The 25846-nt window shown below is 44.6% G+C and carries 31 protein-coding genes, 1 pseudogene and 1 other annotated feature; of the genes and pseudogenes, 6 read left to right on the top strand and 26 right to left on the bottom strand.

The genetic code is table 11. From position 1 onward, the window contains the following. Window positions 1-22 precede the first annotated feature (22 nt). From V756_RS0112085 to iolG, 6 genes are all read right to left on the bottom strand, one after another. The gene (locus V756_RS0112085) at window positions 23-223 is read right to left on the bottom strand and encodes a DUF2905 domain-containing protein (protein ID WP_003222669.1); all 201 of its coding nucleotides are present in this window, start codon (window positions 221-223) and stop codon (window positions 23-25) included. Further along, window positions 216-1220, bottom strand: coding sequence for a Holliday junction branch migration DNA helicase RuvB (gene ruvB, locus V756_RS0112080; protein WP_024714880.1), 1005 nt, complete (start codon window positions 1218-1220; stop codon window positions 216-218). Before ruvB ends, V756_RS0112085 begins: the two co-directional genes overlap by 8 nt. Window positions 1221-1230: 10 nt before the next feature. Next, window positions 1231-1836 (bottom strand): Holliday junction branch migration protein RuvA, encoded by a 606-nt coding sequence (gene ruvA / locus V756_RS0112075; protein WP_024714879.1) that lies wholly within the window; start codon window positions 1834-1836, stop codon window positions 1231-1233. 136 nt (window positions 1837-1972) lie between these two features. Further along, entirely contained in the window at window positions 1973-2485 is a 513-nt protein-coding gene (gene bofC, locus V756_RS0112070) for a sporulation cell-cell signaling protein BofC (RefSeq protein WP_024714878.1), read from the bottom strand. Window positions 2486-2532: 47 nt separating this feature from the next. Continuing rightward, on the bottom strand, window positions 2533-3840 hold the full coding sequence (locus V756_RS0112065; protein ID WP_024714877.1) for an MFS transporter: 1308 nt from the start codon (window positions 3838-3840) through the stop codon (window positions 2533-2535). 79 nt (window positions 3841-3919) lie between these two features. After that, window positions 3920-4945 carry an inositol 2-dehydrogenase gene (gene iolG, locus V756_RS0112060; RefSeq protein WP_024714876.1) on the bottom strand — a complete coding sequence of 342 codons (1026 nt, stop codon included), beginning with the start codon at window positions 4943-4945 and terminating at the stop codon, window positions 3920-3922. Window positions 4946-5181: 236 nt separating this feature from the next. On the opposite strand from iolG, the gene V756_RS0112055 reads away from it, so the two are divergent. Beyond that, window positions 5182-5829, top strand: coding sequence for a phosphotransferase (locus V756_RS0112055; RefSeq protein WP_024714875.1), 648 nt, complete (start codon window positions 5182-5184; stop codon window positions 5827-5829). 46 nt (window positions 5830-5875) lie between these two features. On the opposite strand, the gene V756_RS1000000123905 is transcribed toward V756_RS0112055, so the two are convergent. Further along, complete coding sequence (locus tag V756_RS1000000123905) at window positions 5876-5998, bottom strand: hypothetical protein (RefSeq protein WP_032682092.1); 123 nt, start codon at window positions 5996-5998, stop codon at window positions 5876-5878. Between the two features lie 188 nt (window positions 5999-6186). Here V756_RS1000000123905 and V756_RS1000000123900 point away from each other — a divergent pair, with 188 nt between their 5' ends. Together V756_RS1000000123900 and V756_RS0112040 are read left to right on the top strand one after the other, a co-directional pair. Beyond that, on the top strand, window positions 6187-6507 hold the full coding sequence (locus V756_RS1000000123900; RefSeq protein WP_162147902.1) for a DUF5412 family protein: 321 nt from the start codon (window positions 6187-6189) through the stop codon (window positions 6505-6507). A gap of 265 nt (window positions 6508-6772) precedes the next feature. After that, window positions 6773-8227: an alanine/glycine:cation symporter family protein gene (locus tag V756_RS0112040; protein ID WP_024714874.1), complete on the top strand. Its 1455-nt coding sequence runs from the start codon at window positions 6773-6775 to the stop codon at window positions 8225-8227. A 39-nt stretch (window positions 8228-8266) separates the two neighbouring features. Here V756_RS0112040 and V756_RS0112035 read toward each other — a convergent pair whose 3' ends face one another. From V756_RS0112035 to nadB, 6 genes are all read right to left on the bottom strand, one after another. Then, window positions 8267-8989, bottom strand: coding sequence for a YebC/PmpR family DNA-binding transcriptional regulator (locus V756_RS0112035; RefSeq protein ID WP_024714873.1), 723 nt, complete (start codon window positions 8987-8989; stop codon window positions 8267-8269). Window positions 8990-9092: 103 nt separating this feature from the next. After that, window positions 9093-9707 carry a spore germination protein SgpA gene (sgpA, locus tag V756_RS0112030; protein ID WP_024714872.1) on the bottom strand — a complete coding sequence of 205 codons (615 nt, stop codon included), beginning with the start codon at window positions 9705-9707 and terminating at the stop codon, window positions 9093-9095. A gap of 147 nt (window positions 9708-9854) precedes the next feature. After that, window positions 9855-10973, bottom strand: a complete 1119-nt coding sequence (gene safA, locus V756_RS0112025; RefSeq protein ID WP_024714871.1) for a spore coat assembly protein SafA — start codon at window positions 10971-10973, stop codon at window positions 9855-9857. 115 nt (window positions 10974-11088) lie between these two features. Beyond that, the gene (gene nadA, locus V756_RS0112020; protein WP_024714870.1) at window positions 11089-12195 is read right to left on the bottom strand and encodes a quinolinate synthase NadA; all 1107 of its coding nucleotides are present in this window, start codon (window positions 12193-12195) and stop codon (window positions 11089-11091) included. Further along, the gene (gene nadC / locus V756_RS0112015) at window positions 12182-13051 is read right to left on the bottom strand and encodes a carboxylating nicotinate-nucleotide diphosphorylase (protein WP_024714869.1); all 870 of its coding nucleotides are present in this window, start codon (window positions 13049-13051) and stop codon (window positions 12182-12184) included. Before nadC ends, nadA begins: the two co-directional genes overlap by 14 nt. Then, entirely contained in the window at window positions 13005-14597 is a 1593-nt protein-coding gene (nadB, locus tag V756_RS0112010) for an L-aspartate oxidase (protein ID WP_024714868.1), read from the bottom strand. The genes nadC and nadB overlap by 47 nt, the downstream gene beginning before the upstream one ends. A gap of 101 nt (window positions 14598-14698) precedes the next feature. Here nadB and V756_RS0112005 point away from each other — a divergent pair, with 101 nt between their 5' ends. After that, window positions 14699-15886, top strand: a complete 1188-nt coding sequence (locus tag V756_RS0112005; protein WP_024714867.1) for an IscS subfamily cysteine desulfurase — start codon at window positions 14699-14701, stop codon at window positions 15884-15886. Then, the gene (locus V756_RS0112000) at window positions 15846-16388 is read left to right on the top strand and encodes a transcription repressor NadR (RefSeq protein ID WP_024714866.1); all 543 of its coding nucleotides are present in this window, start codon (window positions 15846-15848) and stop codon (window positions 16386-16388) included. The genes V756_RS0112005 and V756_RS0112000 overlap by 41 nt, the downstream gene beginning before the upstream one ends. Window positions 16389-16412: 24 nt before the next feature. Here the strand turns inward: V756_RS0112000 and pheA are convergent, their stop codons facing one another. The 4 genes from pheA to spo0B are packed head-to-tail and all read right to left on the bottom strand — an operon-like array spanning window position 16413 to window position 19684. Continuing rightward, a complete protein-coding gene (pheA, locus tag V756_RS0111995; RefSeq protein ID WP_024714865.1) occupies window positions 16413-17270 on the bottom strand; it encodes a prephenate dehydratase in 858 nt (285 codons plus the stop codon). A gap of 16 nt (window positions 17271-17286) precedes the next feature. Next, the gene (gene thrR, locus V756_RS0111990) at window positions 17287-17730 is read right to left on the bottom strand and encodes a transcriptional regulator ThrR (protein ID WP_003222630.1); all 444 of its coding nucleotides are present in this window, start codon (window positions 17728-17730) and stop codon (window positions 17287-17289) included. 55 nt (window positions 17731-17785) lie between these two features. Next, window positions 17786-19072: a GTPase ObgE gene (obgE, locus tag V756_RS0111985; protein WP_024714864.1), complete on the bottom strand. Its 1287-nt coding sequence runs from the start codon at window positions 19070-19072 to the stop codon at window positions 17786-17788. A 33-nt stretch (window positions 19073-19105) separates the two neighbouring features. After that, window positions 19106-19684, bottom strand: coding sequence for a sporulation initiation phosphotransferase Sop0B (gene spo0B / locus V756_RS0111980; protein WP_024714863.1), 579 nt, complete (start codon window positions 19682-19684; stop codon window positions 19106-19108). A 77-nt stretch (window positions 19685-19761) separates the two neighbouring features. Between spo0B and V756_RS1000000123895 the strand changes: the two are divergent. Beyond that, window positions 19762-19883 (top strand): annotated as a pseudogene (locus V756_RS1000000123895) (hypothetical protein). A 124-nt stretch (window positions 19884-20007) separates the two neighbouring features. Here V756_RS1000000123895 and rpmA read toward each other — a convergent pair. The 9 genes from rpmA to mreC form a co-directional block, all read right to left on the bottom strand. Then, window positions 20008-20292, bottom strand: coding sequence for a 50S ribosomal protein L27 (rpmA, locus tag V756_RS0111970; protein ID WP_003222623.1), 285 nt, complete (start codon window positions 20290-20292; stop codon window positions 20008-20010). 12 nt (window positions 20293-20304) lie between these two features. Beyond that, entirely contained in the window at window positions 20305-20643 is a 339-nt protein-coding gene (locus V756_RS0111965; RefSeq protein WP_024714862.1) for a ribosomal-processing cysteine protease Prp, read from the bottom strand. A 2-nt stretch (window positions 20644-20645) separates the two neighbouring features. Beyond that, entirely contained in the window at window positions 20646-20954 is a 309-nt protein-coding gene (gene rplU / locus V756_RS0111960; protein ID WP_003222620.1) for a 50S ribosomal protein L21, read from the bottom strand. Window positions 20955-20967: 13 nt separating this feature from the next. Beyond that, window positions 20968-21043, bottom strand: a sequence feature (ribosomal protein L21 leader region). 57 nt (window positions 21044-21100) lie between these two features. After that, on the bottom strand, window positions 21101-21967 hold the full coding sequence (gene spoIVFB, locus V756_RS0111955; RefSeq protein WP_024714861.1) for a stage IV sporulation intramembrane metalloprotease SpoIVFB: 867 nt from the start codon (window positions 21965-21967) through the stop codon (window positions 21101-21103). Continuing rightward, a complete protein-coding gene (gene spoIVFA / locus V756_RS0111950; protein ID WP_024714860.1) occupies window positions 21960-22754 on the bottom strand; it encodes a stage IV sporulation protein SpoIVFA in 795 nt (264 codons plus the stop codon). The genes spoIVFB and spoIVFA overlap by 8 nt, the downstream gene beginning before the upstream one ends. Window positions 22755-22901: 147 nt before the next feature. After that, a complete protein-coding gene (gene minD, locus V756_RS0111945) occupies window positions 22902-23708 on the bottom strand; it encodes a septum site-determining protein MinD (RefSeq protein WP_024714859.1) in 807 nt (268 codons plus the stop codon). A 1-nt stretch (window position 23709) separates the two neighbouring features. After that, entirely contained in the window at window positions 23710-24390 is a 681-nt protein-coding gene (minC, locus tag V756_RS0111940; RefSeq protein WP_024714858.1) for a septum site-determining protein MinC, read from the bottom strand. 52 nt (window positions 24391-24442) lie between these two features. Further along, window positions 24443-24961, bottom strand: a complete 519-nt coding sequence (gene mreD / locus V756_RS0111935) for a rod shape-determining protein MreD (protein WP_024714857.1) — start codon at window positions 24959-24961, stop codon at window positions 24443-24445. After that, the gene (mreC, locus tag V756_RS0111930) at window positions 24958-25830 is read right to left on the bottom strand and encodes a rod shape-determining protein MreC (protein ID WP_024714856.1); all 873 of its coding nucleotides are present in this window, start codon (window positions 25828-25830) and stop codon (window positions 24958-24960) included. The genes mreD and mreC overlap by 4 nt, the downstream gene beginning before the upstream one ends. Window positions 25831-25846 lie beyond the last annotated feature (16 nt).

Raw genomic sequence — 25846 nt, 5'->3', positions numbered from 1 at the left:
TCACCTTTATCCTAGTCTTTTGTTATTTCATTCTGCCGAAAAGATTAAGCAAAATTGATAATACCACACTTATGATAATACAAGTGACAACCGGGAAGAAAAATGTGACATTTCCTTTTTTTACAAAAATATCTCCCGGCATCTTGCCGACAAAATGCAAAACTGCTCCAATGATAAGCAAAACAGCACCAAGAATCATAATGATCTTAGGGAATTCAGTCATATCGGGGAGCCTCCATTTGGAAATGATGGTAAACGGCCGGTGTCACGATCCTTCCCCGCGGCGTTCTTTGGATAAAACCGATTTGCAGAAGATATGGTTCGTATACGTCCTCAATCGTATGCGGTTCCTCGCCGATCGTGGCTGAAATGGTATCAAGACCAACCGGGCCGCCGTTAAATTTTTCGATCATGCCCATTAGCAGCTTGTGATCAATATGATCCAAACCGAGACGGTCAACTTGAAGCCGCTCCAGCGCATCCTGCGAAATCTCTTCCGTAATCCGGCTGTCACCCAGCACCTGAGCGAAATCACGAACCCTTCTCAGCAGGCGGTTCGCTACGCGGGGCGTCCCTCTCGATCTCCTCGCGATTTCGAGAGCAGACGGCTGATCAATCTCAACCTCGAATACGTCAGCCGTTCTTGTAACAATATCCGCCAGCTCTTCTTGCGTATAGTACTCAAGGCGAGACATTACGCCGAATCTGTCTCTTAGCGGTGCCGTCAAAAGCCCTACCCTCGTTGTGGCACCGACCAGCGTAAAAGGCGGAAGATCGAGCCTGACAGAGCGGGCGGAGGGGCCTTTGCCAATGACAATATCGAGACAAAAGTCTTCCATCGCCGGGTAAAGCACCTCTTCAATCGATCTGTGAAGCCTATGTATTTCATCAATAAATAAAACATCTCCCGGCTCCAGCGCCGTTAATATGGCAGCCAAGTCACCAGGTCGTTCAATCGCAGGTCCTGATGTCGTCCGCAATTCCACTCCCATTTCATTGGCAACGATGGAAGCGAGAGTCGTTTTTCCGAGTCCGGGCGGCCCGTACAGAAGAACATGATCCAGCGTCTCCTGCCTCATTTTTGCCGCATCGATAAACACGCGCAAATTTTCTTTCACCTTATGCTGCCCGATATACTGCGCCAGATTTTGCGGCCTCAGGCTTTGCTCTATCACTGATTCATGGTTGTCTGCTTCACTAGAGACGAGCCGTTCATCCATGAACATCACCTTACTTCAATAGTTTTTGTAATGCTTTTTTTACATATTGGTCCGTTGTCAGCCCAATGTCCTCTTTTAAGTGAGGAAGCACCTTTTTGATTTCTTTTTCAGCATATCCGAGAACCCTGAGGGCCTCCAGTGCTTCTTCGAGAGCCGTTTCCGCTGTTTGCTTTTCAAGCCTTTCTTCATGATTAAACAGATTTTCAATCATTTCAGGCACAACATCGGCAAGCTTTCCTTTTAAATCAAGGATGATCTGGCGAGCGGTTTTCTTTCCTACACCAGGAAACTTGACCAAAAAGGCTTCATCCTCATTTTCAATCGCTTGGATAACCGCTCCCGGATCCCCTGAGCCCAAAATGGCGAGTGCGCCTTTTGGACCGATTCCGGTCACGTTTAACAGCTTTGTAAAGAGCGCTTTCTCCTCTCTTGTTGAAAAGCCGTAGAGCGAAAAAGCATCCTCTCTGATATGATGGTACGTAAAAATCGTTTCTTGGCTTCTCTCCTTATATATAAACGGATTCGGCGTGAAAACCTGATAGCCGATGCCGCCGTTCTCTATCACAATATATTGGGGAGATACATAATCAATCGTCCCTTTAACAAATTCGATCACGCAAATTCACCTCTTTGACTGTTCTTCATTGTACCATAAAAACAGTCAAAGTCTTATAGAAAAGTTAACATACGTTCGCTTCTCTCATTCTTACACGAAAAAAAAGACATGAATACATGTCTTCAATCAGCAGACGTTACCCGCTGTATGTCTTCATATGTTCTATGACATCCTCAAACTCCGCTTTTGTCCGAAATGGAATGCCTTTCAGAAGATTTTTTTGCATATGGCTTTCCAGCCTTTCTAAATCAATTTGAAAAAAAGACTGAATCGGTTCGGAAGCTGACTCAGGCCGGCCATGAAAAGTGGAAATTACTCCATTATCCGATACACCGATATACCCGTTCACCTTGCTGAGCGGAGAAATATCATCCATTTGTTTCCGGAAGAGCACATAGCCCTTTTTTTGTTCAACAAGCGTCCAGCCGGCATAAGCTGCCCAAAAATCATCCATAGAAAGCACTTTTTCATCCTTATGCTCAATGCTGACATCGCCGTCCAAATACACTTTCTCAAGCTGCACATGCACCTGCAGCGGTTCATAGTGCTCCACTTCCGCCCCAAGTGCGCTGGGCGGAGCACCTATTAGACATGCTGCGGCTGAACAAAGAATGCCCAGGAAAAGATACGCCGTGCTAAATCGTTTCACCCTCTACACCTCTTTGCACACGTTTATGACTAGTTTGACCAAAGAGGCTACTGCTTAACCGTTTTCTCGAAATTTGTTTGTATATTTTCCCTGACAAGGCGTTCCTCCATATATACATCGGCGCTTTGCTCTGAAACCGTCAAAAATTGCGTCAGAAAAGCACTGAAAAAATACAATGCTGCAAAAATCCAAATCACACCGCCTGTACCGAGCGGCCCAATGAAAAGACTTACGATGCCCGGCGCAATAAACGCACATAAACCAGATCCAAGGTTCAACACTGACATGGCAGCGCCCTTATTATCAGGGGCAAGCGTTGGCAAAAGCGCGCTTAATGGCACGTAACCGGCCAATGCCGCGCCGTAGCTGCAGGCGATAATCATCAGGACCCAATACTGATGCCCGATCAACTGAGGCGTGTAATAAAGCGCCAGCGTGAAAATGCCGCACCCGACACCGCCAAACCACATCACGGTATTGCGCCAGCCAAGTTTATCTCCGACTGCCCCGAAAATGATATTAAACACGATATTCACAAAAAACAGCGTCCCCCATATTTGCAGCCATTCTGACACAGAATATCCGTAATGCGCTAAATAAGTCGGGAGAAAGATAGCAAACCCAAATTGTCCTATGGCATTAATCGTCTTGACCACTCCGCCGACACCGACTTTAGGGTTTTCAAACATAATTGTAAATGCCTTGGACAGTTCTTTCCATTTTGGCTGATCTTGTTTTTTTACAGGTGTAAATTTATCTTTGTTAATAAATAGAGCGAGGAATCCGCCTGCCGCTACAAACAGTAAAGCGCTCCAAAGTGTATTGATTTCTCCAAATGCCGGGACCGCATAGCTGGAATAGAACGGCCCGAGCACATTAAGGCCGCACGTAAACATAAACCAGAACCAGCCGACGGCTTTTCCGAGAATTTTTTGAGAGGTGCTGTATGACACCCATACGAGAAACGAGTATGCAAACAGCGGATATCCCAAGCCTCTAAGCGCATAGCTGCCTAAAAGAGCCGGATAAGACATATGAGGAATCGCCCAGCCGATAAATGCGGCCGAACCGAGGATGAAGGCAAGTAAGCCGACGGTCATCGTTTTTCTCGGGCCCCATGTTTGAACAAACGTGCCCGAAAGCCAAGCCGAGATGGTGACAGCAATGCCGTACATGGTAAACAATGATGCGGATTGCTGCATGCTGAGACCGTGATCTACGAGAAAAGGAGACAGCCAGCCTTGTTCAAGTCCGTCTCCAACCATAAAGATGACAACGCCAATGTAGCCCCAAACCATGTGAGAAGGAATTCCGATTTTGTTCAACACATTTCCCTTAGCATAAGCTGTATTCATGTTCTCCACCGCCTACTTTTTTTCTAAAGTATCAACGGAGATTCTATACCCAAGCCTAGCGAATTATAATCCTGTTTGGTCAAAAAGCGATTTTTTCAGTATGCTCAATACTGACAGGCATGCCAAAAGCAAGCGACTGCTGCGCCGCTCTGGCGATCCGTTCCGCCTGAATACCGTCATTGCCCGTGCAGGCAGTTTCCTGGTTTGTTGCGATCGCTTCTGCAAAACGAAGAATTTCCTCTTCATACGCATCCTTATAACGTTCAAGGAAGAAGAAATGCGGTTTATCTTTCAGAACAAAATCAGCGGTTGATACTTCGACTGTCGTCGGCCTGCTGTTGTCCGCCGCTGCCGAACCTTTCGTCCCGAAAACCTCGACCCGCTGGTCATATCCGTACACAGCTTGGCGGCTGTTGTCAATGACAGCCATGGCACCGTTTTCAAAAGTCAGTGTAATGACAGCTGTATCAATATCACCCAGTTCCGCAAAAGTAGGATTCACCAGAGCCGCCCCTTTTGCAAACACTTCCTTTACTTCGCTTCCCATAATATACCTGGCCATATCAAAATCATGGATTGACATATCCATAAACAAGCCGCCTGAAGTACGGACATAGTCTATATTTGGGGGTTCTGGGTCCCGTGACGTGATTTTTAATAAATGAGGCGTACCGATTTCACCATTTTCAACCATCGTTTTGATTTTCTTAAAATGCGGATCAAAACGGCGGTTAAATCCGACTTGAAGTGCAACCCCGTGTTTCCGGACGGCCGCAAGCGCTTCTTTTGTTTCGTCCAGAGAGAAACTGACAGGCTTCTCACAAAAAATATGCTTTTTCGCCTCGGCTGCTTCTCTGATCATTTGCGCATGTACGACTGTCGGTGAGCAAATCAAAACAGCGTCAATATCAGGGTCTTGTAATACATCACGATAATCAGAGGTTATGTATTCAACCTGATGACTGTCGGCCCAGCCTTTTATCCGGCCTTCCTGAATATCAGATACCGCTTTTATTTTCATATGAGGAATCCGGCGTATATTTTGAACATGAAGTTTGCCGATGCGCCCTGCACCGATAATCCCTGTCACAATCTGCTTTGTCATGGCTTGTTCCTCCTTGAATATTTACGAAAGCGCTTTATTTAAAATTAATATTATCCCATTTGTAAGCGCTTTTCAAGAATGGAAATGACCGCCCAATGTCTCTTTTATCACAATTAATACTTATAGGTAGCCTTCTTCTTCAAGACTAGCTACACTAGAATTAGGCTCTTTTTCCTGAACAGTTTATGATTTTCCTATAAACAGCTGCATAAAATTGAGCAAAGAAGGTGAATGAAATGCTGACAAAAGCAGAGGCACTGGCCCATTCAGTCATCTACCGCAAGAACAGCAGATTTGATAAAGTCAAAGAAAAATCCGAGGAATTAACACTCATCGGCAAGGGAAGAAGCGCCTATGTGTTTGCCTTAACAGAAGGCGATCGAAAAATGGCGCTGAAAGTATTTTTTCCGGAGTATCAAGCGACAGCTGTCAAAGAAGCCGCGATCTATGAAAAATTAGCCGGGTCCGCATTCTATCCTGACATTTATGAAACTGGTGATTCATATATTCTCATGGAATATATTAAAGGTGAAACCTTTTATAATTGTCTGAAGAAAGGCATTGCGATCAGCGATGACATGATTCAGCAGGTTGAAGGAGCGCTTTCTGATGCCCGTGCGGCCGGCCTGAACCCGTCAGACATTCATTTGCGCAATCTGATTCTGACAGAAACCGGAGCGGTGCGGGTGATTGATGTTGCGAGGTTTGATCAGACAAAAACGTGCACGCAGTGGGATGATTTAAAAGCTGCATATCATGCACTCTACAAAAAACCGATATTCCCCAAAAAGATTCCGGGTTTTTGGCTGGAGATGATCGCATTTTTATATAAAAAAGATTGGTTCCAAAAGCATTTCGCTCAGCGGAAAAGAAAATATTCTTAATTCGAAAAGGCAGCCGCTTCAAGCGGCTGCCTTCGTCCATGTTTTTTTACTTTCTGGCGGCAGAAATCAGTTTCATTTGTTCAGGCGACAGCTTAATTCGATAGCCTCTCACAGTTAAGCAGACCGTTTCAGAGTCCTTTTCGCTGGAATGACAATATATTTTCTCCATTTCTGTCTCCCCTCACCCTTTTTTTATTTCATCATACCAGCATTTTATTGAGGAAATTTTAAGGAAATGTAAAGATAGCATGATCCTGATATATAAGAAAAAAGGGAGCGAGTCAGATCAATACACGCACTAAAATCCCGCTTATCATGTTAGCGTTTTTGATATTCTTCTGAGGCGCCGCCTATTGGATGTTATTTTCACTGAAAAACGTCCCGAAAGGAAATATCGTCCAATCGGTTGAATCGCCGGACGGCAGCTATACGTTAAACATTTTTGTATCCCAGAATACCTTGAGCTCAGATGCGGCCAGAGGTGAACTTGTGAATGAAAAAACACTCGTCAAGAAAACCATCTACTGGAATTATCCGGACAGCAGCCCGGCAGTTAAATGGATCAACCGCAATACAGTGAAAATCGGCAATCAAACTTTACATCTTGATACTGATGATGATACGTATGATTGGCGGAAGGATGACCATTGGATCCGCGAAGAACCGCCGCAGGCATGAATGAGATGAATGCAACTCATTAAATCCGTTTCCAATTGATCCTGAGCGCTTTTCGTTATTGCTAAAAGATTTTATTACAATTGCCATCTGTTTGGCCTCTGCAGAAAACCGCGGCGTAATCAATACGCTGCGGTTTTCTTTTTCTCTCCCTTTTCTTATTGGTCATTACCAGTCATATAATGTGACAAATCGATTGTGGAAATAGTTCAATTAGCCCAAAATTCTTTTTATACATGTATTCGAAATGAAGTGAGGAGGAAGATAAATGGAAGGTTTTGTTACCAATTTAAACGCGGTCTTATGGAGTACCCCCGTCATTTATATTTTGTTAGGTATAGGATTAACCTTTTCTATTATGACACGCTTTTTACAAGTCAGGCATTTGAAAGAAATGATTGTTCTGATGTTCCAAGGAAAGAGCTCTGAAGCCGGCGTTTCTTCTTTTCAGGCATTATCAATTGCGCTGTCCGGGCGAGTGGGGACGGGAAACATCGCAGGTGTGGCGACAGCAATCGCATTCGGCGGACCCGGTGCGGTGTTCTGGATGTGGGCGATTGCCTTTATCGGTGCGGCGAGCGCATTTGTTGAATCTACTCTTGCCCAAATTTACAAAGTGAAACAAGACGGCCAATATCGGGGCGGTCCCGCTTACTATATAGAAAAAGGCATAGGCATTAAGTGGTTTGCCGTCTTATTTGCCGCTGCCGCTCTTATTGCAATGGCCCTTCTGATGCCGGGCGTACAGTCCAATTCCATAGCAGCCGGCGTCCAAAATGCATTCGGTATTTCTCCTGCCATCACAGGCTGTATTCTCGTTTTATTATTAGGGTTTATCATTTTTGGCGGTGTCAAGCGAATTGCCAATGCCGCACAAATGATTGTTCCGTTTATGGCCATTGGCTATATCCTTCTTTCTTTAGTCATTATTGTCATGAATATTTCTGAATTGCCTGCTGTCATCTCATTGATTTTCAAAAGCGCTTTTGCATTAGATTCCGCTTTTGGCGGTCTGATCGGCATGGCGATTTCGTGGGGTGTAAAACGGGGCGTTTACTCAAACGAAGCCGGCCAAGGAACAGGCCCGCATCCGGCAGCGGCTGCAGAAGTTTCCCATCCGGTCAAACAGGGGCTTGTTCAGGCATTTTCTGTTTATATTGACACCTTATTTGTATGTTCCGCTACGGCTTTCATGATCTTATTTACCGGCATGTACAATACCCAGGCTGCAGATGGTTCCTTTATCGTTCATCACCTCAAAGGCGTAGAGGCAGGCCCTGGTTTCACTCAAGCGGCCATTGACAATGTTCTTCCCGGATTAGGTGCAGGCTTTGTTGCCATCGCTTTATTCTTCTTCGCCTTTACAACAATTATGGCATATTACTACATCGCAGAAACAAATATTGTCTATTTAGCCCGAGGAAAAGAAAGCAAATGGGCAATGCTTGGCTTAAAGCTGATTATTTTAGCCGCGACGTTCTATGGAACGGTGAAAACCGCTTCACTTGCTTGGGCATTAGGCGATGCGGGGCTTGGCATTATGGTATGGTTGAATGTCATCGCCATTGTGATGCTTTCAAAACCGGCGCTGCTTGCCTTAAAGGATTACGAGCGCCAAAAGAAGCAGGGCTTAGATCCGGTCTTTGATCCGAAATCGCTGGGCATCAAAAACGCTGATTTCTGGGAGAAAGAATATATCCCGAAAAATGAACGTGTTTCTTAACCATAAAAAACCGGCCCGATTTGACATCGCGCCGGTTTTTTATGAGCGGTAATTGGTATACACTTCTTGAACATCATCGTCTGCTTCAAGGATGCCGATCAGTTTTTCCAGCTTCTCAATAGCCTGATCATCGGCATCTACGAAGGTTTTCGGAAGCATGGCCACCTCCGCCGAAGAAATTAAATGCTTCGATTCGAGAGCTGTTTTGACCTCTTCAAAACGCTCGGGTTCTGTTAATACCACATATTGGTCTTCTTCCGTCTGCAGCTCTTCTCCCCCTGCTTCCAGCACATCCAGCATGAGCTCATCCTCTTCTATCGGCCGTTCTGTACGGTCAATTGCAATGACGCCCCTCCGTTCAAATAAAAAGGCTACACATCCGCTTTCTCCCAGACTTCCGCCATTTTTATTAAAAGCTGCCCGTACATTTGACGCCGTTCGGTTTTTGTTATCTGTTACACATTCAACCATCACGGCAATCCCTGATGGACCATAGCCTTCATATGTGATTTCCTCATAGCTGTTTCCATCTTGGCTCCCAGAGGCTTTTTGAATAGCTCGGTCAATATTTTCATTCGGCATATTGGCGCTTTTGGCTTTCTCGACGACAAGGCGCAATGCTGAATTTGCTTCTGGATCAGCTCCGCCTTCTTTCGCTGCCACATAGATTTCTTTCGCAAGTTTCATAAAGATTTTTCCGCGCTTGGCATCCTGTGCATTTTTTCTTTTTTGTATGTTTTTCCACTTGGAATGGCCTGCCATGTTTTCACCTTCTTTTATTTTTTTCTATGTACACTGTAATGGGTATTATTCGCTGGTGTAAAGAGAAAGGCCGCCGAATATCACTTCCGGCAGCCTTTCATCGTTAGCGGTTGTTCATTTTATGAAGCTTTGTGAACAGCCCTTTATCTGTAGACACTTGGACGTCACGGCCATTCGCATAGTTGCGTGCCGCTTTTGTGACATTGTCCCTATCGGACTTTGTGAAATCTGCGTGGCTTCTGACTGCGATAACCACTCGGTCGTCCGTTACCATAACTTGTGCATCATTGACGTTTTTCACTTGTTTCACACGGTTGGCAATTTTTGCAGCCAGTCTTCTGTTTTCCTGATTGTCATATCCGTTGTCCGTCACGTTCCGATTCATGTTTCTGTTATTCGTGTTGTTATATGTTCCGTCAGTTGCCAAAGGAACACGATCGTCTGCAGTCACACGATCGCGGTTATTCACATTCGTGGTGTTGTTTCGGTTATTGCCGTTTCGGTTATCGTCGTTTTGGTCCTCCATTAATTCAGAAACAGGACCATCATGGTCGACTCCGTCTCCGCGTCTGTCAGCGTCATTTTCATTTGTATAATATCCGATTGGACGGGTATTGCCGTTATTGCGAGTATCATTAAGAGCGTTATCGTTTGCTCCGCATGCCGTTAAGCCTGCTGTCATTAAAATTAAGCTTGCAATCGTCATTTTTTTACCCAATGGAAAAACCCCCCGTGGACGAATTGAGCATGTTTGCTCGTTTTTATCATGTGCGTCCAAGGGGCATGTTAAGCGTGTCAGTTCTCTCCATTTAACAGTGAACTGCTCCGAAATAAAAAAAGGAACGATTTACATCGTTCCGGACAATCACTCATTTTCTTCTTCCGGCCGGCCAAACATTTGATTTACAGAGGGCTGATTCGCCATTGGCATAGATACGCCGGCCGCATATGGATTTGCTCCGCCGTAAGGCATGTTAGAAGTTCCATAAGCTCCGGGTGCCGAGTAATATGGCTGATGACCATCGTCACAGCCGCAGTCATCATGATCTTTGTACGGCATAAATCCCGGGGATACAGCAGGCTGATTTGCTCCCATTACCTGAGGAGTGCCGTAATAAGAGCCATATGGCATATGACCATACGGAGATCCATAAGCCGGAGATGCGTATTGAGGCGCTCCGTAAGAACCGTAATGCCCGTGATGCTGGTTTTCAAATTCACCAGGACCATACTCAGGCGATACAAAACTCGGCTGGTAGCCAAAAGGCTGGTGCATTGGATAAGCGTGTACCGGATAGTACGGGCAGCATAGCCCTGACCCCGGAAGAATCGGTGAAACAGGAATCGGGCACGGCATGAAATGAGCAGGATAATGAAAATAAGGCTGAACAACCGGCATATTCGGAACTGTGTGATGAACATTTTCTTCTTCTATACCGCCTACCTCTGGCGCCTTTGGCATATTAGGCATATTCGGATAATTTGCATTTTCCATATTACTCATAGCCTCCTGTTGTGGAAATTGGTCTTGCATGTGATACATATGATCCATATTTCCGTCATGATGTTTTTTCGGCTCCTCCGGTTTAGGGGGCGACCAGGGCTGGAAAAGCTGTTTCATATCATAATAATCGTTCACATCAGCTTCTGGATACACATTTTCCTGCAAATTAGGCATCGGCGGGACATACGGCACAGACATCTTTTCTTTCGGCTTTATGTCCTCTACGTCGACAACGGATTTAGGCTTCTCTTTCGCAAATGGATGTTCGTGCTTCACATTTCCGGCCGCCGGACTTTTGCCCGCTTTTGGTTCTTTTCTGACCGGGACACCTTCAGACGGCACTTTTATTTTCATTCCAGGCATGATTAAGTCTGGATTGCTGAGCTGTGTATTAAGCTTCTTTACTTCCTCAATATCAACTCCGTACTTTTCAGCTATTTTCAAGAGCGAATCGCCTTTTTGAACGATATGGATTTTCAACGTTTTCCCCTCCTATGCAAAACGTGAACAGTTCAGCTGTGATTACAATATGTTTCTTCACAACATATGCCTGAACAAAAGAAGTTATGAGTACAGGAGGGGAAATATTTCAGATTTAGGTGATCGCAAGCATCCGATTCAGAGCAAGGAGGGCATCTTGCTGAATGGCTTTTGGCACCTTGATTACGCCTGAAGGTTCTTCTTTTTCTATTTGTTCCAAAGACCACAGCAAATGCGGCAAATCGATTCGATTCATTGTCAGACACGGGCACATGTCAGGATTGAGTGATTCGATTTGTTTATCAGGGTGATCGTGAATAATCCGCTGAACAAGATTCATTTCGGTTCCGATTGCCCACTTGCTTCCCGCCGGAGCTTGGTTAATGGTATCGATAATATACTTTGTTGATCCGCTGTCGTCACTTAGGGTCACGACTTCATGGGAACACTCCGGATGCACAATGATTCGAATGTCAGGGTCACGCTCTCTCACATCATGAATATTGTCAGCGGTGAATTTTTCGTGGACAGAACAATGCCCTTTCCACAAAATCACTTTCACATTCTTATGCTCAGATTCAGTCATTAATTCCTCTTTTACCGGATCCCACACAGCCATATCCTCAAGCGCGATGCCCAGATCACAAGCCGTATTTCTTCCTAAATGCTGGTCAGGCAAAAATAAAATTCGTTTTTTCTGTGTAAATGCCCAATTAAGCACTTTTTTCGCATTCGAAGAAGTTACAGTCGCTCCGCCATGCTTACCGACGAAAGCCTTGATCTCCGCAGTGGAGTTCACATAAGTTAAAGGTATGATCGTATCGCCGAATATATGCTGAAGCTTCTCCCACGCCCTATTAGTCTGCTGCATATCCGCCATGTCAGCCATAGAACAACCCGCTCTCATATCAGGGAGGATGACTGTTTGTTGCTCGCCTGTCAGCATATCAGCGGTCTCTGCCATAAAGTGCACACCGCAAAATACGATATACTCCGCTTCTTTATTTCTTTCCGCAATTTGAGCCAGCTGCAGGGAATCGCCTGTTTGGTCAGCAAATTGTATTACTTCGTCCTTTTGATAATGATGCCCTGGTATAAAAAGCCGGCTGCCAAACTTTTTCTTAATGGCAGCAACACGCGTTTCCATATCCTTTCTTGATAGTCCTTTATAATCTTCGGGCATGATATCAATGGATTGTTTTATCATATCAAGAATTGACATAATCGCATTCCTCCACAGATTCATTTGATAATGCTACATCCATGCTGATATCTAAACTTTTGACGGAATGAGTCAGAAATCCTAATGAAATATAATTTACGCCCGTCCCTTTAAAAGCAGGCAAAGATTCTAACGTAATTCCGCCCGAAGCTTCAGTTTTTATATGATCCGGTGTGAGATTTGCAAAATGGCGGACCGTATCAGGCGGACAGTTGTCAAACATAATAACATCTGCGCCTGCTTCAATGGCTTCCCGCAGCTGTTCCTCCGTTTCAATTTCCACCTCGATATTTATCATATGCCCGGCGGCTTGACGCGCTTTTTCGCACGCCTTTAAAATTGATCCGCATGCTGCAATATGATTATCTTTAATCATAATGCCGTCATACAAGCCGAATCGATGATTATACCCGCCCCCCGCTCTGACAGCGTATTTTTCCAGCATTCTCAGCCCAGGTGTTGTTTTTCTCGTATCACAGATTTTAATCTTTTCATCATCCAGCCTGCGAACTGCTTCCCTTGTCATCGTTGCGATTCCTGATAGCCTTTGAATAAGATTCAATACGACCCGTTCTCCTGAAAGAAGTGCTGCCGCAGGACCGTGCAACACGGCAATCACTTCACCTTTTCGCAACATATCTCCATCTGTTTTGTGTAAAACAGCTTGCACATTTCCGTCTAATAAAGCAAAGCCTTCTTTTATCACCGCAGCTCCGGCAAAGATGCCGTCAGACTTTGCAACAATTTCCGCTCCACAGCTCTGTTCCCTAAAGATAGCCTGCGATGTTAAATCCCCCGTCCCTATATCCTCAAGAAAAAAGTGATTCAGCCATTTTTTCAGCTGTAAATGATTCATTTTTCCCAATCCCCTCGTTTTTTCTTATCTTCGTTCCTTTTTTTGTATGGACAATTTGTCTTCCTTGCCAGTGCACATCAGCTTGAGGAAAATCGGTGCGGAAGTGAGCCCCTCTGCTTTCCTCCCGCAAAAGCGCAGAAAAAGTCATCAGCTTTGCAGTTTGCCATAAATGAGAAAGTTCCAGCTGCCGGATTGTGATATCCTTCACGTTCACTTTTTGAAAAGGCAGTGTATGAAGCCAGATGCTCAGTTCAATCAGACTGCCTTTTTCTCGCAAGATCGACATGTGGCTTGTCATTCTGCTTTTCAATTCATACACCTCTGTATTCGGCACCTTATAGGGTAAGCTGGTTTCAGATGATGGATATCGCCGGTTATAAACGGGCTTTCGCATAATATGCTCTGCTGCTCTTTTTCCAAACACCAGCGCCTCCAATAAGGAATTGCTCGCAAGCCGGTTAGCTCCGTGTAAACCGGTGCATGCGGTCTCGCCAATTGCATAAAGTCCCGGCACTGACGTTTCCCCCCAGCGATTAACTGAAACACCACCCATCAAAAAATGCATTCCAGGTGCCACAGGGATTTTTCCGCTTTGAATATCAATCCCTGCTTTTTCACAAATAGCGGTGATCGTTGGGAAACGCTTTTCGAAATCAGAAATCGTGCTGCAATCGATATAAACGCGGTTTCCTTTTGACATTTCTTCATGAATAACCCGTGAAACGATGTCTCTTGGAGCCAAGTCACCTAAAGGATGCCGTCCAGCCATAACCCGGCGGCCCTTTTCGTCTGCTAAATATCCGCCTTCTCCTCTGACAGCTTCTGAAACAAGCCCATAGGAAACACCATTTTTCACAAGCAATGTCGGGTGAAACTGAGTAAACTCTAAATCCGTTACTTCCGCTCCGGCACGGAACGCCAGAGAAAGGCCGTCACCTGTGACAGATGGATCATTCGTATGGTGAAGAAACAGGCTCCCGCATCCGCCGGCCGCCAGCACAACTTCATCCGCATATCTAACTTTGATCTGCCCCCTGCTGTCTTTTGTCATAACGCCGATACAGCGCCCATTCTCTATAAGCAAATCTGCTGCTGTTTCATGCTCAATTAACTTGATTTTGCTCTGGATCTGCTTCAGCAAATAATCAACAAGCACTCTGCCTGTTGCGTCTCCGCCTGCATGAAAAATACGATTGTATGAATGGGCTCCTTCTCTGCCAAGACATACATCGCCTTGTTCATTGCGGTCAAATGGAAATCCACACTGCAACAGGTTTTGAATCATGTATGTCCCATCATGTAAAACGGCTTCTGTCATAGCTTGATCATTATGTCCGCAGCCTGCATATAGCGTATCCTCCAGATGGGCTTCAATCGAGTCACCTTTTGCATAAGCCGCAGCGATCCCGCCTTGCGCATAAACAGAATTGCTGTTTTTGGCACTTTTCTTTGTGATGACAGTCACTTCGTATGAGGGCGGGAAAGCTGATGCTAAGGAAAGTGCTGCCGCCCCTGAACCGATGACTGCAATCGTCTTTTTAGACATATGTCACCCTCCTGTTGTTTACACCTGTCTTGACACCTATATTTACACAAGGATAAAATAAACTCAAGAGTTTTTTATGGAGAACGGATGGAGGAAACCGGATGATTTATTTAGATTATGCCGCCACAACGCCTATTTGTGAGGAGGCTCTTAACGTATATCAAAAGCTCAGCATAGATATATACGGAAATGCCAGCAGCCTGCATGATGCGGGCGGAAAAGCAAAGCACATACTAGAGTACTGCCGTGGAAAAATCGCCGACATGATAGGCGGAAAAGCAAACGGCATTTATTTTACAAGCGGCGGCACTGAATCCAATTTACTGGCTATTCAATCGTTGCTAAACGGCCTGCCGAAAACAAAAAGACATTTCATAACAACAGCTATGGAGCATCAATCCATTCATAACTGTGCTGCTTATCTGGAACTGCAAGGATTTGATGTAACCATCATTCAACCGAATGAGTACGGGCTTATTACCGAGGAAATATTAACAGCTCATATTAGGCCGGAGACAGGCCTGATATCTATTCAGCATGCCAATTCTGAAACCGGGATCATTCAGCCCATTCAACGTCTGTCTTCATACCTGCATAGCAAGGATATTCTTCTTCATTGCGACGCTGTTCAAACGTTCGGAAAAATCCCCATCAATACAGAAGAACTGAGGATAGATGCACTGTCAGTGTCAAGCCATAAAATCCACGGTCCTAAAGGAGTGGGCGCGGTCTATATCCGGCCGGATGTCCCTTGGAAACCCGTTTACCCTCACACCGCTCACGAACAAGGATTCAGAGCCGGCACTGTGAATGTCCCCGGGATCGGCGCCTTCACCGCCGCTGCAGAGCTGATCATGAGCGAGATGGATCAACAGATATCCCGCAATAAGACATTAAGAGCACACTTATTAGACCAAATCGGTATTCGGTCTCTCCCTGTAACTCTTGCGGCAGATACCTCACAAACAGAATGTCTTCCGCATATTGTCGGGTGTTTTTTTCACTCATTTGAAGGACAATATGTTATGTTAGAATGTAATCGGAATAATATTTGCATTTCAACGGGCAGCGCATGTTCTGCCGGTTATCACGGTCCGTCTGCAACGATGAAAGCATTAAGAAAAACAGAACAAGAAGCCCTGCAATTTATCCGTATCTCTTTTGGAAGGCATACAACAGCTGAACAGCTGGATAAGTTATTACATACGTTTACAGCACTTTGGGAACAAAAGAAAGGAGAATTCGATATTGACCGAAGAATTAAAGCTTTTGGGCGCCAACAGGCGTGACCAGCTTCTTCTGTGGCTGAAGGAATCAACATCACCGCTGACAGGAGGAGAACTCGCAAAAAAAGCGAACGTTTCAAGACAGGTTATTGTACAGGACATATCGCTCTTGAAAGCGAAAAATGAACCGATTATCGCCACAAGCCAAGGATATGTATACATGGATGCAGCCGCTCAGCAGCACCAGCAGGCAGAAAGAATTATAGCTTGTCTGCACGGGCCGGAGCGTACAGAAGAGGAACTGCAGCTCATCGTGGATGAAGGTGTTACAGTAAAAGACGTAAAAATCGAGCATCCCGTCTACGGAGATTTAACTGCAGCGATCCAAGTAGGCACCCGGAAGGAAGTGAGCCATTTCATTCAAAAAATCACTTCTACGAATGCCGCTTATTTATCACAGCTGACGGACGGCGTGCACCTTCACACACTGACAGCACCCGATGACCATCGGATCGACCAAGCCTGCCAAGCACTCGAGGAAGCCGGTATTTTAATTAAAGACTAAAAAAAGCCCTTTGAGGGGCTTTTTTTATAATTGATAAGACTGATATGCACCAAGAAGCTTCACTTTGCAGCCGAGTGCTTCGAGCTCCTGCATGGCACCTGGAATCAATACCTCATCAAACGCTTTTTCAATATCAATAATAAAGAAATAATGGCCCAATCCAGTTTTAGTCGGACGGGACTCTATTTTTGACAAGTTTAAGTTTCTCCAAGAAAAAGCAGACAGCACTCTGTGCAGCGCCCCGGATTGATCATCCTGCGGAAGCATGACCATCAGGGTCGTTTTGGACCTTGAGCTCAATTTTGAATTCACTTCAAATGATATGTTTTCATCAGGAGACAGAATAACAAATCTCGTATGATTGTCTCTATAATCCTGTATATCTCGTTTGACGATTTTTAATTCGTATGTAGAAGCTGCCATGTCATTGGCAATGACCCCGATATTCAGCTCGGGATGTTCACTGACAAACTTTGCGGCCGCCCCGGTTGAATTGGCGTATTCATAGGGAACGTTAGGAAAATGACGATGGAGAAATTTATGGCATTGCGCAATCGCATGTGAGTGCGAGTAAATTTTGTCAAGCTCTTTCCATGCATTCTCTCTGGATGGATGGACGAGCAAGTGCTGATGAATCGGCAATGTCATTTCACCCACGATTGGTAAGGGCTGTTCATGTATTATATAGTCTATCGTTAAATTCACTGATCCTTCTAACGCATTCTCTAAAGGAACAAAAGCGAAATCAACTTCGCCTGCAACTGCCGCATCTATACACTCCGGTATGGTGCGGTAAGCAACATGCTCGGCGCCGTTTTGAAAACAAGAACTGACTGCTAGGTGTGTGAATGTAGCTGCTGGACCTAAATAACCGACTTTCATGACGATATTCTCTCCCTTATGCACCTGAACCTAATATTTCAACCTTTTCCACAAAATCAAACTTCCTGAGCTTATTCATTAACGTATGAATGTCCTCTTCCATTGCAGACGTACTGATAGACAGTGTGACATTGGCTCTGCCTTGAAGCGGAATTGTCTGGTGAATGGAAAGAACGTTGCTTCCAGAATCAGCTACCGCTTGCAGGAGCTGAGATAACGCACCTGACCTATCCTCCAAATGAAAGAAAAGTGTGATAATTTGTTCTTTAACCATAGTGTAGAACGGAAACACAGCATCTCTGTATTTATAAAACGCACTTCTGCTTAAATCCACCTTTTGAACGGCATCTGCCACTGAATCTGCTTTTTTGCGATCAAGCAGCTTTTTGACTTCCAATGTTTTTCTCATCGCATCGGGCAATACATCTTCACGGACAAGGTAAAATGTCTCCTCTTTCATTTGCATCCCCCCTTTAAAATAGAGAGCCTGTCATCCAGGCTCTCCTCAGCCATCATTAATCAATAAATTCAAATTCGAATTCAAGGAGCCTGATAATATCTCCATCCTTGGCTCCGCGTTCTCTGAGTGCTTCATCAACACCCATACCGCGCAGCTGTCTTGCAAACCGTTTAACTGATTCATCACGTGAGAAATCAGTCATCTTGAATAACCGCTCAAGACTGTCTCCTGAAAGCACAAATACACCGTCAGGTTCGCGTGTAATGTTAAATGGCACTTCTTCATTTTCGATCGTGTACATGACACGGTTTTGTGTAATCTCTTCTTCATCATACAGTGGGAATTCCGGCGTATTCTCCAGTTGATTCGCAACTTCAAACAGAAGCTCACGAAGACCTTCTCTTGTCACCGCACTGATCGGGAATACTGGATAATCATCTGTCAGCTTTTCTTTAAAGGCTTCCAGATTTTCCGCGGCCTGCGGCATGTCCATTTTATTTGCAACAATAATTTGAGGACGCTCAGTGAGACGCAGGTTGTACTCGCTCAGCTCCTGGTTAATCGTCACATAATCTTCATACGGATCGCGGCCTTCTAAGCCGGACATGTCAATAACGTGAACAATAACACGCGTCCGCTCAATATGGCGCAAAAACTGGTGGCCAAGTCCGACGCCTTGGTGTGCGCCTTCAATCAGCCCCGGTAAATCGGCCATAACAAAGCTGCGTCCGTCATCCGTTTCAACCATGCCGAGATTCGGGACAAGCGTTGTAAAGTGATAATCCGCAATTTTCGGTTTTGCAGATGAGACAACAGACAACAAAGTAGATTTTCCCACACTCGGGAACCCGACAAGTCCGACATCCGCAAGCACCTTTAATTCAAGAACAATGTAGCGTTCTTTTCCCGGCTCGCCGTTTTCTGAGAGCTGAGGCGCAGGATTAGCCGGTGTAGCAAAACGGCTATTCCCTCTTCCGCCTCTTCCGCCTCTTGCAATGACAGCCTGCTGTCCGTGCTCTGTTAAATCAGCGATGACCTGCTTTGTATCATCGTCTGTCACAACGGTGCCTGGCGGAACTTTAATAACCATATCATCTGCATTTCGCCCGTGCTGGTTTTTGGACATCCCATGCTCGCCGCGAATCGCTTTAAAGTGCTTTTTGTATCTAAAATCCATCAGGGTGCGGAGACCTTCATCTACCTCGAATACGACGTCTCCTCCCTTTCCTCCGTCACCGCCGGCAGGGCCGCCTTTGGGCACATATTTTTCACGGCGAAACGCAACCATCCCGTTGCCTCCGTCGCCGCCTTTTACATATACTTTGACCTGATCTACAAACATAATGTCCTCCGTTCTAAACCGTTAAAAACTCCGCTAGTCCAACCCTATTTCAATCAGACATTCGTGGCTTGTGATCTCAAAACGCATGATATCCACATCCTCGTATCCATTCTGCCGAATATCATCAAAAGCAGAAGGATCGGCAAAGGCGCCGTGAAAATCAAGGTACAGAATCAGCTGTCTGTCAGGATGATCTGTTTGAAGCGAAACCGTTAAATGATTTTCACTCTCTCTGCTGACTGCTTGATCAAACAGATGAAACAGCTTTCTCATCAGTTTTGCCAGCTTTTGATCATAAGCCGACAAATCCTTAATTTCTCCAAGAACTTCATATTCAAGCGTCATATAATGGGTTTTCCAATTAAATGTAAGAAAATCAAACGCCAAATGCGGTGTTTTTAGGTTTGAGAGCTTTGATTCGTGCTTCGCGTCTATAACCATTTCTTCAATCATTTCAAAGACGCGGTCATACTTCTGCAAGCTTAAGTTTCCTTTAATCAGCTGCAGCTTATTCATCCAATCATGCCGGGAATGGCCCAGCAGATGAACCAGTTCGTTTGTTAATGCCGTGTCGCTTATATTTTCTTCTTGATTTTTTGAAACATCCTTCATTTTCGCACTCCCAATCATTTAATTTCTTATTTAGGAGTCTGTATAAGTGTGTATTATGAATTATAACAGAGAAGGCTTTGTTAGAAAAACAATTGTTTTTCCCAGAAATATCATGTTCCTTTTTTCTGGCATGGTTGATTTGCAGCCAGGCAGAACATTTTATGTATTACTGCTTGGGGAACATATCCAGTGGGTTTGAGATGTTTATTCTCATTCTTGGCGGGGTCTGCTCGCACATACTCTGTCTGCATTTCATTCTAGGTGTTTACTCCGCATATTGCAAAAAAAACTCCAGTCATCATCGACCGGAGTTTTTTGAATCATTATTGAGCTACAGGATATACGCTCACTTTTTTGCGGTCACGGCCGAAACGTTCGAATTTAACAGTTCCGTCGATTTTCGCAAATAGAGTGTCATCTCCGCCGCGGCCCACGTTTTCACCTGGGTAAATTTTTGTTCCGCGTTGACGGTAAAGGATAGAACCGCCTGTTACGAATTGACCGTCAGCACGTTTAGCACCTAAACGTTTAGCCTCAGAGTCACGTCCGTTCTTTGTAGAACCTACTCCTTTTTTAGAAGCGAAAAACTGAAGATCTAATCTAAGCATGTAGCTCACCTCCTATATTATGTTTGTGGTCACACGCAAGTTATCTTTGTAATCCCGTTCGATTGTCTCCAGCGAAACAATCATGCCTTCAATCAGCAGCTGAGCTTTTCGTCGCGCATCGGGATCAAGAGATTCAGGGAATTCAAAGTAAAAATAGCCCCCATCCTCTCCTATATCAAGAAGCGGCTCGAAGCCCGCAAGCACAATAACCGCGTTTACGGCTCCAAACACAACCGCTGTCACTCCGGCACAAACAAGATCTTGTCCATGTTCAGCAAAATTCGCATGGCCCGTCATTTCAAAAGACAATATGCCTTTATCCTGAGACCTTCTGATTGTTGCCTGAATCATGCTTACGCGTTGATTTTTTCGATCGTCACTTTAGTGTAAGGCTGACGATGACCTTGTTTTTTATGAACGTTTTTCTTTGCTTTGTATCTGAAAACAGTGATTTTTTTCGCGCGGCCTTGTTTTTCAACTTTAGCCGTTACTGTTGCGCCTTCAACTGTAGGGTTGCCGACTTTCACATTGTCTCCGCCAACAAACAAAACGTCTTCAAAAGTAACTGTTTCTCCTGCTTCAGCAGCAAGTTTTTCGATGTAAACAGTTTGGCCTTCTTCAACTTTGATTTGTTTACCGCCTGTTTTAATGATTGCGTACATTCTCTGCACCTCCTATTAGACTAAGACTCGCCAGACACCAGGGGGCTGTAAAAGCTCTTAACACCTGTACTGAGCGGTTGTAGCAATGGTGCTACATCCATAACATTAAAAAATATACCAAAATACAAGACGTTTGTCAATCGATTTTAGTAAGGCAGCAGCAGTTCCTCCATCGAGGAATTCGTCCGCTTATCGGCAAAGTAAGCGTGCAGCACTTCATTCTCGTCAAGCTGGCTGAGCTTCTGGCCTGATTTCTCTATAATAATTGGATGTTTGCAGCCGCGCTTGAACTCGGCCATCACATGATAGACTTTGTCCTCTGCGTTCACTGTCAGCGGGAGCAGTTTTTCAAGCTCACGGTTTTTCCCGTAATACCTTTCGAGGAGAAATCTCACATAGATGTAGTGCCTTTGCCTGTATTCCTCAAATAACGAAACAGCCAGAAAGACAAACAAAACCCATGCGCTGATTTGCAGAGGAATCACAAATAACACCCAGCACCCGAGCAGCAGGCAGCAGCAGAGCGACGTTTTTAAATTGAGGCGGTGAGCCCTTTGAAAAGGCAGCTGCTTAGAAAACAGCAAAAACAACAGTTTTCCGCCATCAAGCGGCCAAATTGGCAGCAGGTTCACAAATAAAATAGAAAGATTATAAAAGGTGAAGAGTTCAAAGGTATGCTGATGAATCACTGAAAAATCCGTCAGCATCCAGGCAGCGAACTGAAGCCAGATGTGCTGAAGAGGGCCGGCAATAATGACCGCAAACTCTTCTTTTAGCGGCCGATTCCCGTGCTCTTCCACTTCAACCGTTCCGCCAAACGGCAGCAAAAAAACACGCTTGATTCTCCAAGAAAAAAACACAGCCAGAGCAGCATGCCCCAGCTCATGGATCAGTACAATCAGGAGCAGACAAAATAATGCTTTCATATGGCCTGTGAGCAGTCCCAGCGCCGCGATAATCCAAAGAAAAGGATGCACATGAATCTTCAAAATAAGGTCGAGCCATTTATTCAAATGTAATCACCTGAATCGGATCAATAAATTTATCGCCGTCTTTCATGGCAAAATAATAGACCCCTTTATTATGATCATCAAGTTTAATCGAACCGATCTTTTTTCCTTTATCTACAAAATCATATAGAGCAACATCCACATCTTTAAGCTCGCCATAAATACTATAGGTATTATCGGCATGCTGCACCTTAACTGTCAGTCCCGTCTGGCTGTCTTTGCTGACCTCAACCACATAGCCTTCCTTTATGCTGTCAATTGTATCGCTGCTTGTTTCGACTTTAATCCCTTCCCCGTTGTCCTGAAAATCCTGCTGCACTTTCCCGGATGCAGGCGCGACCAGGTCTTGGCCCACTTCAACCTGCTGTTCCTTATTTTTATGTTCAGGAGCCAGAAAAGCAAGCGGATTGCCAAATTTCGTTTCAAACCAATGGCTTGCTGAGGCAAATTGAAATTCAGTTTCGAAGGTTTTGGCAACGGCGGGTTTCATCTGGCCGACAGGCCCAATGTTTGTTTTATAGGCTATGGCCGAAACGAGAACAAGGCAGGCTGACAGCAGACATTTCAGGATAATAGAATCTGTTTTCACCAATGGGTGTTTTCCATTAAATGTTGACATGCTATCTTCATAGACCGGAAGAGCCCCATGCTTTTCCTGATCCGTGACCATTACCCAAGACGGGGGTTTCTGCTTTTCAGAAACGGTCTGAGTAGAGAAACGTTTTGAGCCGGAAAGCTGTTTTCTTCTTTTCTCTAATCGTTTTCTGATTTCATCTGCTCTGTGACTCATTGCCATCATCCTTTGCATTCGTTGGGTTTGTACATCATATGTCTTGTCCATGGCAAATATTCGTTTAACTCAAGCGCAAAGCAGACAAAAACAAAAAAACTGACACAGCATTTGCTATGTCAGATTCTTCTCTTTGATTCTATCATCTTAAGATCGTACTCCGAAAAATGATTTAATCTTAGCCATCATCCCTTTGTTTTGCTCTTCAAGCACCTGCAAAGGAACTGATTCGCCTAAGATGCGGCGGGCAATATTGCGATAGGCAATGGAAGCGCGGTTTTTCGAGTCCATTGCAATCGGTTCGCCGTGGTTGGAAGCTTTAATGACTTCATCATCATCAGCCACGATTCCGAGCAAATCGATCGACAAATGCTGTACGATTTCGTCGATATCCATCGTGTCACCGTTTTTCATCAGGTGATTTCTGATTCTGTTTACAACGAGCCGCGGCGGTTCAATATTTTCCTCTTGCTCCAGCAGTCCTATAATACGGTCGGCATCACGAACGGCTGAGATTTCAGGTGTTGTGACCACAATCGCTTTATCAGCTCCGGAAACGGCATTTTTGTACCCTTGCTCAATTCCGGCAGGACAGTCTATGATGACATAGTCAAATTCCTGCTTAAGCTCTTGGACCATATCTTTAATTTGTTCAGGAACCACAGCTGTCTTATCGCTCGTTTGAGCGGCGGGCATTAAATAGAGCAGATCATCGAAGCGTTTGTCTTTTACGAGCGCCTGATGCATTTTGCATCTTCCCTCTACTACGTCTACAAGATCGTAAATAATTCTATTTTCAAGACCCATTACAACATCAAGGTTGCGCAGTCCTATATCAGTATCTAATAAGCATACTCGCTTCCCTAAAATGGCTAAGGCGGTACCGAGGTTCGCAGATGTTGTCGTTTTACCTACTCCGCCTTTTCCCGAAGTTATTACGATAGCCTCACCCAATTCACATTCCTCCCTCAAGCCTTGTTAGATCAGGTCTTAAATGAGCCAAATGTTGAAGGCGTTCAATGACCATATTTCCATCTGTATCTAAATAAGCACATTCCATTTCGTTCCCTTTTTGAATGTGGTCTGGGGAGCGATTTAACACATGATTGATTCTTAATTGCGTCGGCAGCATTTCAGAGGCGGCGATGACCGCTTGATTATTTCCGTTATATCCGGCGTGCGCGATCCCTTTCAGTGAACCAAGAACAAAAATGTTCCCCCCGGCTCTGACTGTTCCGCCGGGATTCACGTCACCGATCAGGAGCAAATCGCCGATCACTTCCAGCACTTGGCCTGAACGGACAATCTTTGAAACAGAAATAATTTCAGCTTCCTCTTTCATACGCTGTGCTTCTTTTTTAGTAATGACTTCACTGTCAATAGAATGGACAAATAAATCTTTCTTTGACGCAATCAATTCGGTCAGCTGTTCCTCTTGCTCCTTATATAAAAAGCGATTACCCAGTTTAACATGGACGCTGATTTTCTGGCCTTTTCCATCCGTATATTGTTCAATTGACAGCATATTCTGAAGACCATCGAGAAGCTCATCAAAAGAACACGCATCATCCAGATGCAATGTTAATCCAGTCTTTGTTCCTTTTATTGTTACATATTGCTGCTTTTTGGTCTTCACAATATTCACCTCAACAACATACTCATTTCGTCAAAAAAAGATAAAACCCTTTTTACTCATCTCTCAATTCTTTCTTTAGACTCATAAAAAATAATCGAAATGGCAGAACCAGAATAAGAGCGGCTGCAATATTTAATAAAATTGTCGGTATAAACCGGTCAAGCACAAATCCGTTAAACGTCATGATGTCTTTGTGAATCAACGACTGAATGCCGAATACGTAAAATTCGAGCAGGCTGACAGCCAGAATAGCTATCAGTATCACTACAAAAGCGTTTGTATGCAGCACTTTAAACGCTTTTGAAGCCAAATAGCATAACCCGGCAAACCCAAACATATAAACGCCTAATAGACTTGTATAGTTCATGTCATATAGAAAGCCAAAAATAAATCCATAAATCATCGCGTGTTTTTGATTGATGAAAGCGGACATAAATATCAGCACAAGCATCAGAAAACGCGGGGCGAGCACCTGATCATCTGTAACGAACGGAAAATGCACCAGATCTGTAAAAATGCTTTCCGAAGAAAAAACAAGCATCATAACGAAAGGGAGAAGGAAACGTTTCACGATCCTTCCTCCTCTTTATCGACAGTCGGCACATCACGGTTAACAACGATCACATTATTTAAATCGGTAAGGTCAGCCGCAGGTTTTACATAAGCAACTTTCGTTAGTCCATAGGAATCTGACTCGATTTCAGTCACTTCACCGATTGTCAGCCCCTCTGGGAAAACACCGCCCGTGCCCGATGTTTCAATAAGATCACCTTTTTTCACGTCTTGTTTATCTTTGCGCTCAATAATGGTCATCTTAAGGCGTTTTTTCTCTTTGTCATATCCTTCGATCAGGCCGTAGCCTTTGCTGCCTTTTTTTCCGGAAATTTTCGTCGCGACTCTGTTATTGCGGTCAGTATCGCTTAAAAGCTGAACCGTAGACGTAAAATTGTTAAGTCCGGAGCTTTTGATCTTGCCGATTAATGCGCCTTTTTCGTTTGTTACAGCCATATCTTTCGCTACGTTTTGCTGAGACCCTTTATTAATCGTGATCTGCTTCGCCCAATTATCAGGGCTTCTGGCGATGACCGTCGCTAAAATCGGCTTGTAATCTTTAATCGATTTGACATGGCCAAGCTCGTCACGCAAGGATTTGTTTTCCTCTTCCAGCTCTTGAAGTTTGGCTTCATATTGTGTCTGTCCGTCAAGCTTCTCTCTCAGACGCTCGTTTTCTTTGTATGTGTTTTTTAAATCATTAACGTTCTCAAAAATCCCTGCAAAAAATTCGGCAGGTGTATGAAAAATATTTTGAAATACTCCCGTCGTATCGCCGATCACTTTCTCAGGCCAGGTGGTATTACGGCCGCCCTTCAGCGAAAATCCAATCATAGCCACCAATATGATAATACACAGAAGTAATAGCATTAACCGTTTATTCGGCATCGTGTTACACCTCTTC

This window comes from Bacillus tequilensis KCTC 13622, from assembly GCF_000507145.1.
GTDB classification, from domain to species: Bacteria; Bacillota; Bacilli; order Bacillales; family Bacillaceae; genus Bacillus; species Bacillus tequilensis.
The sequence above is the reverse complement of the archived record's forward strand: the minus strand, read 5'-3'. Positions and strand labels throughout refer to the sequence as shown.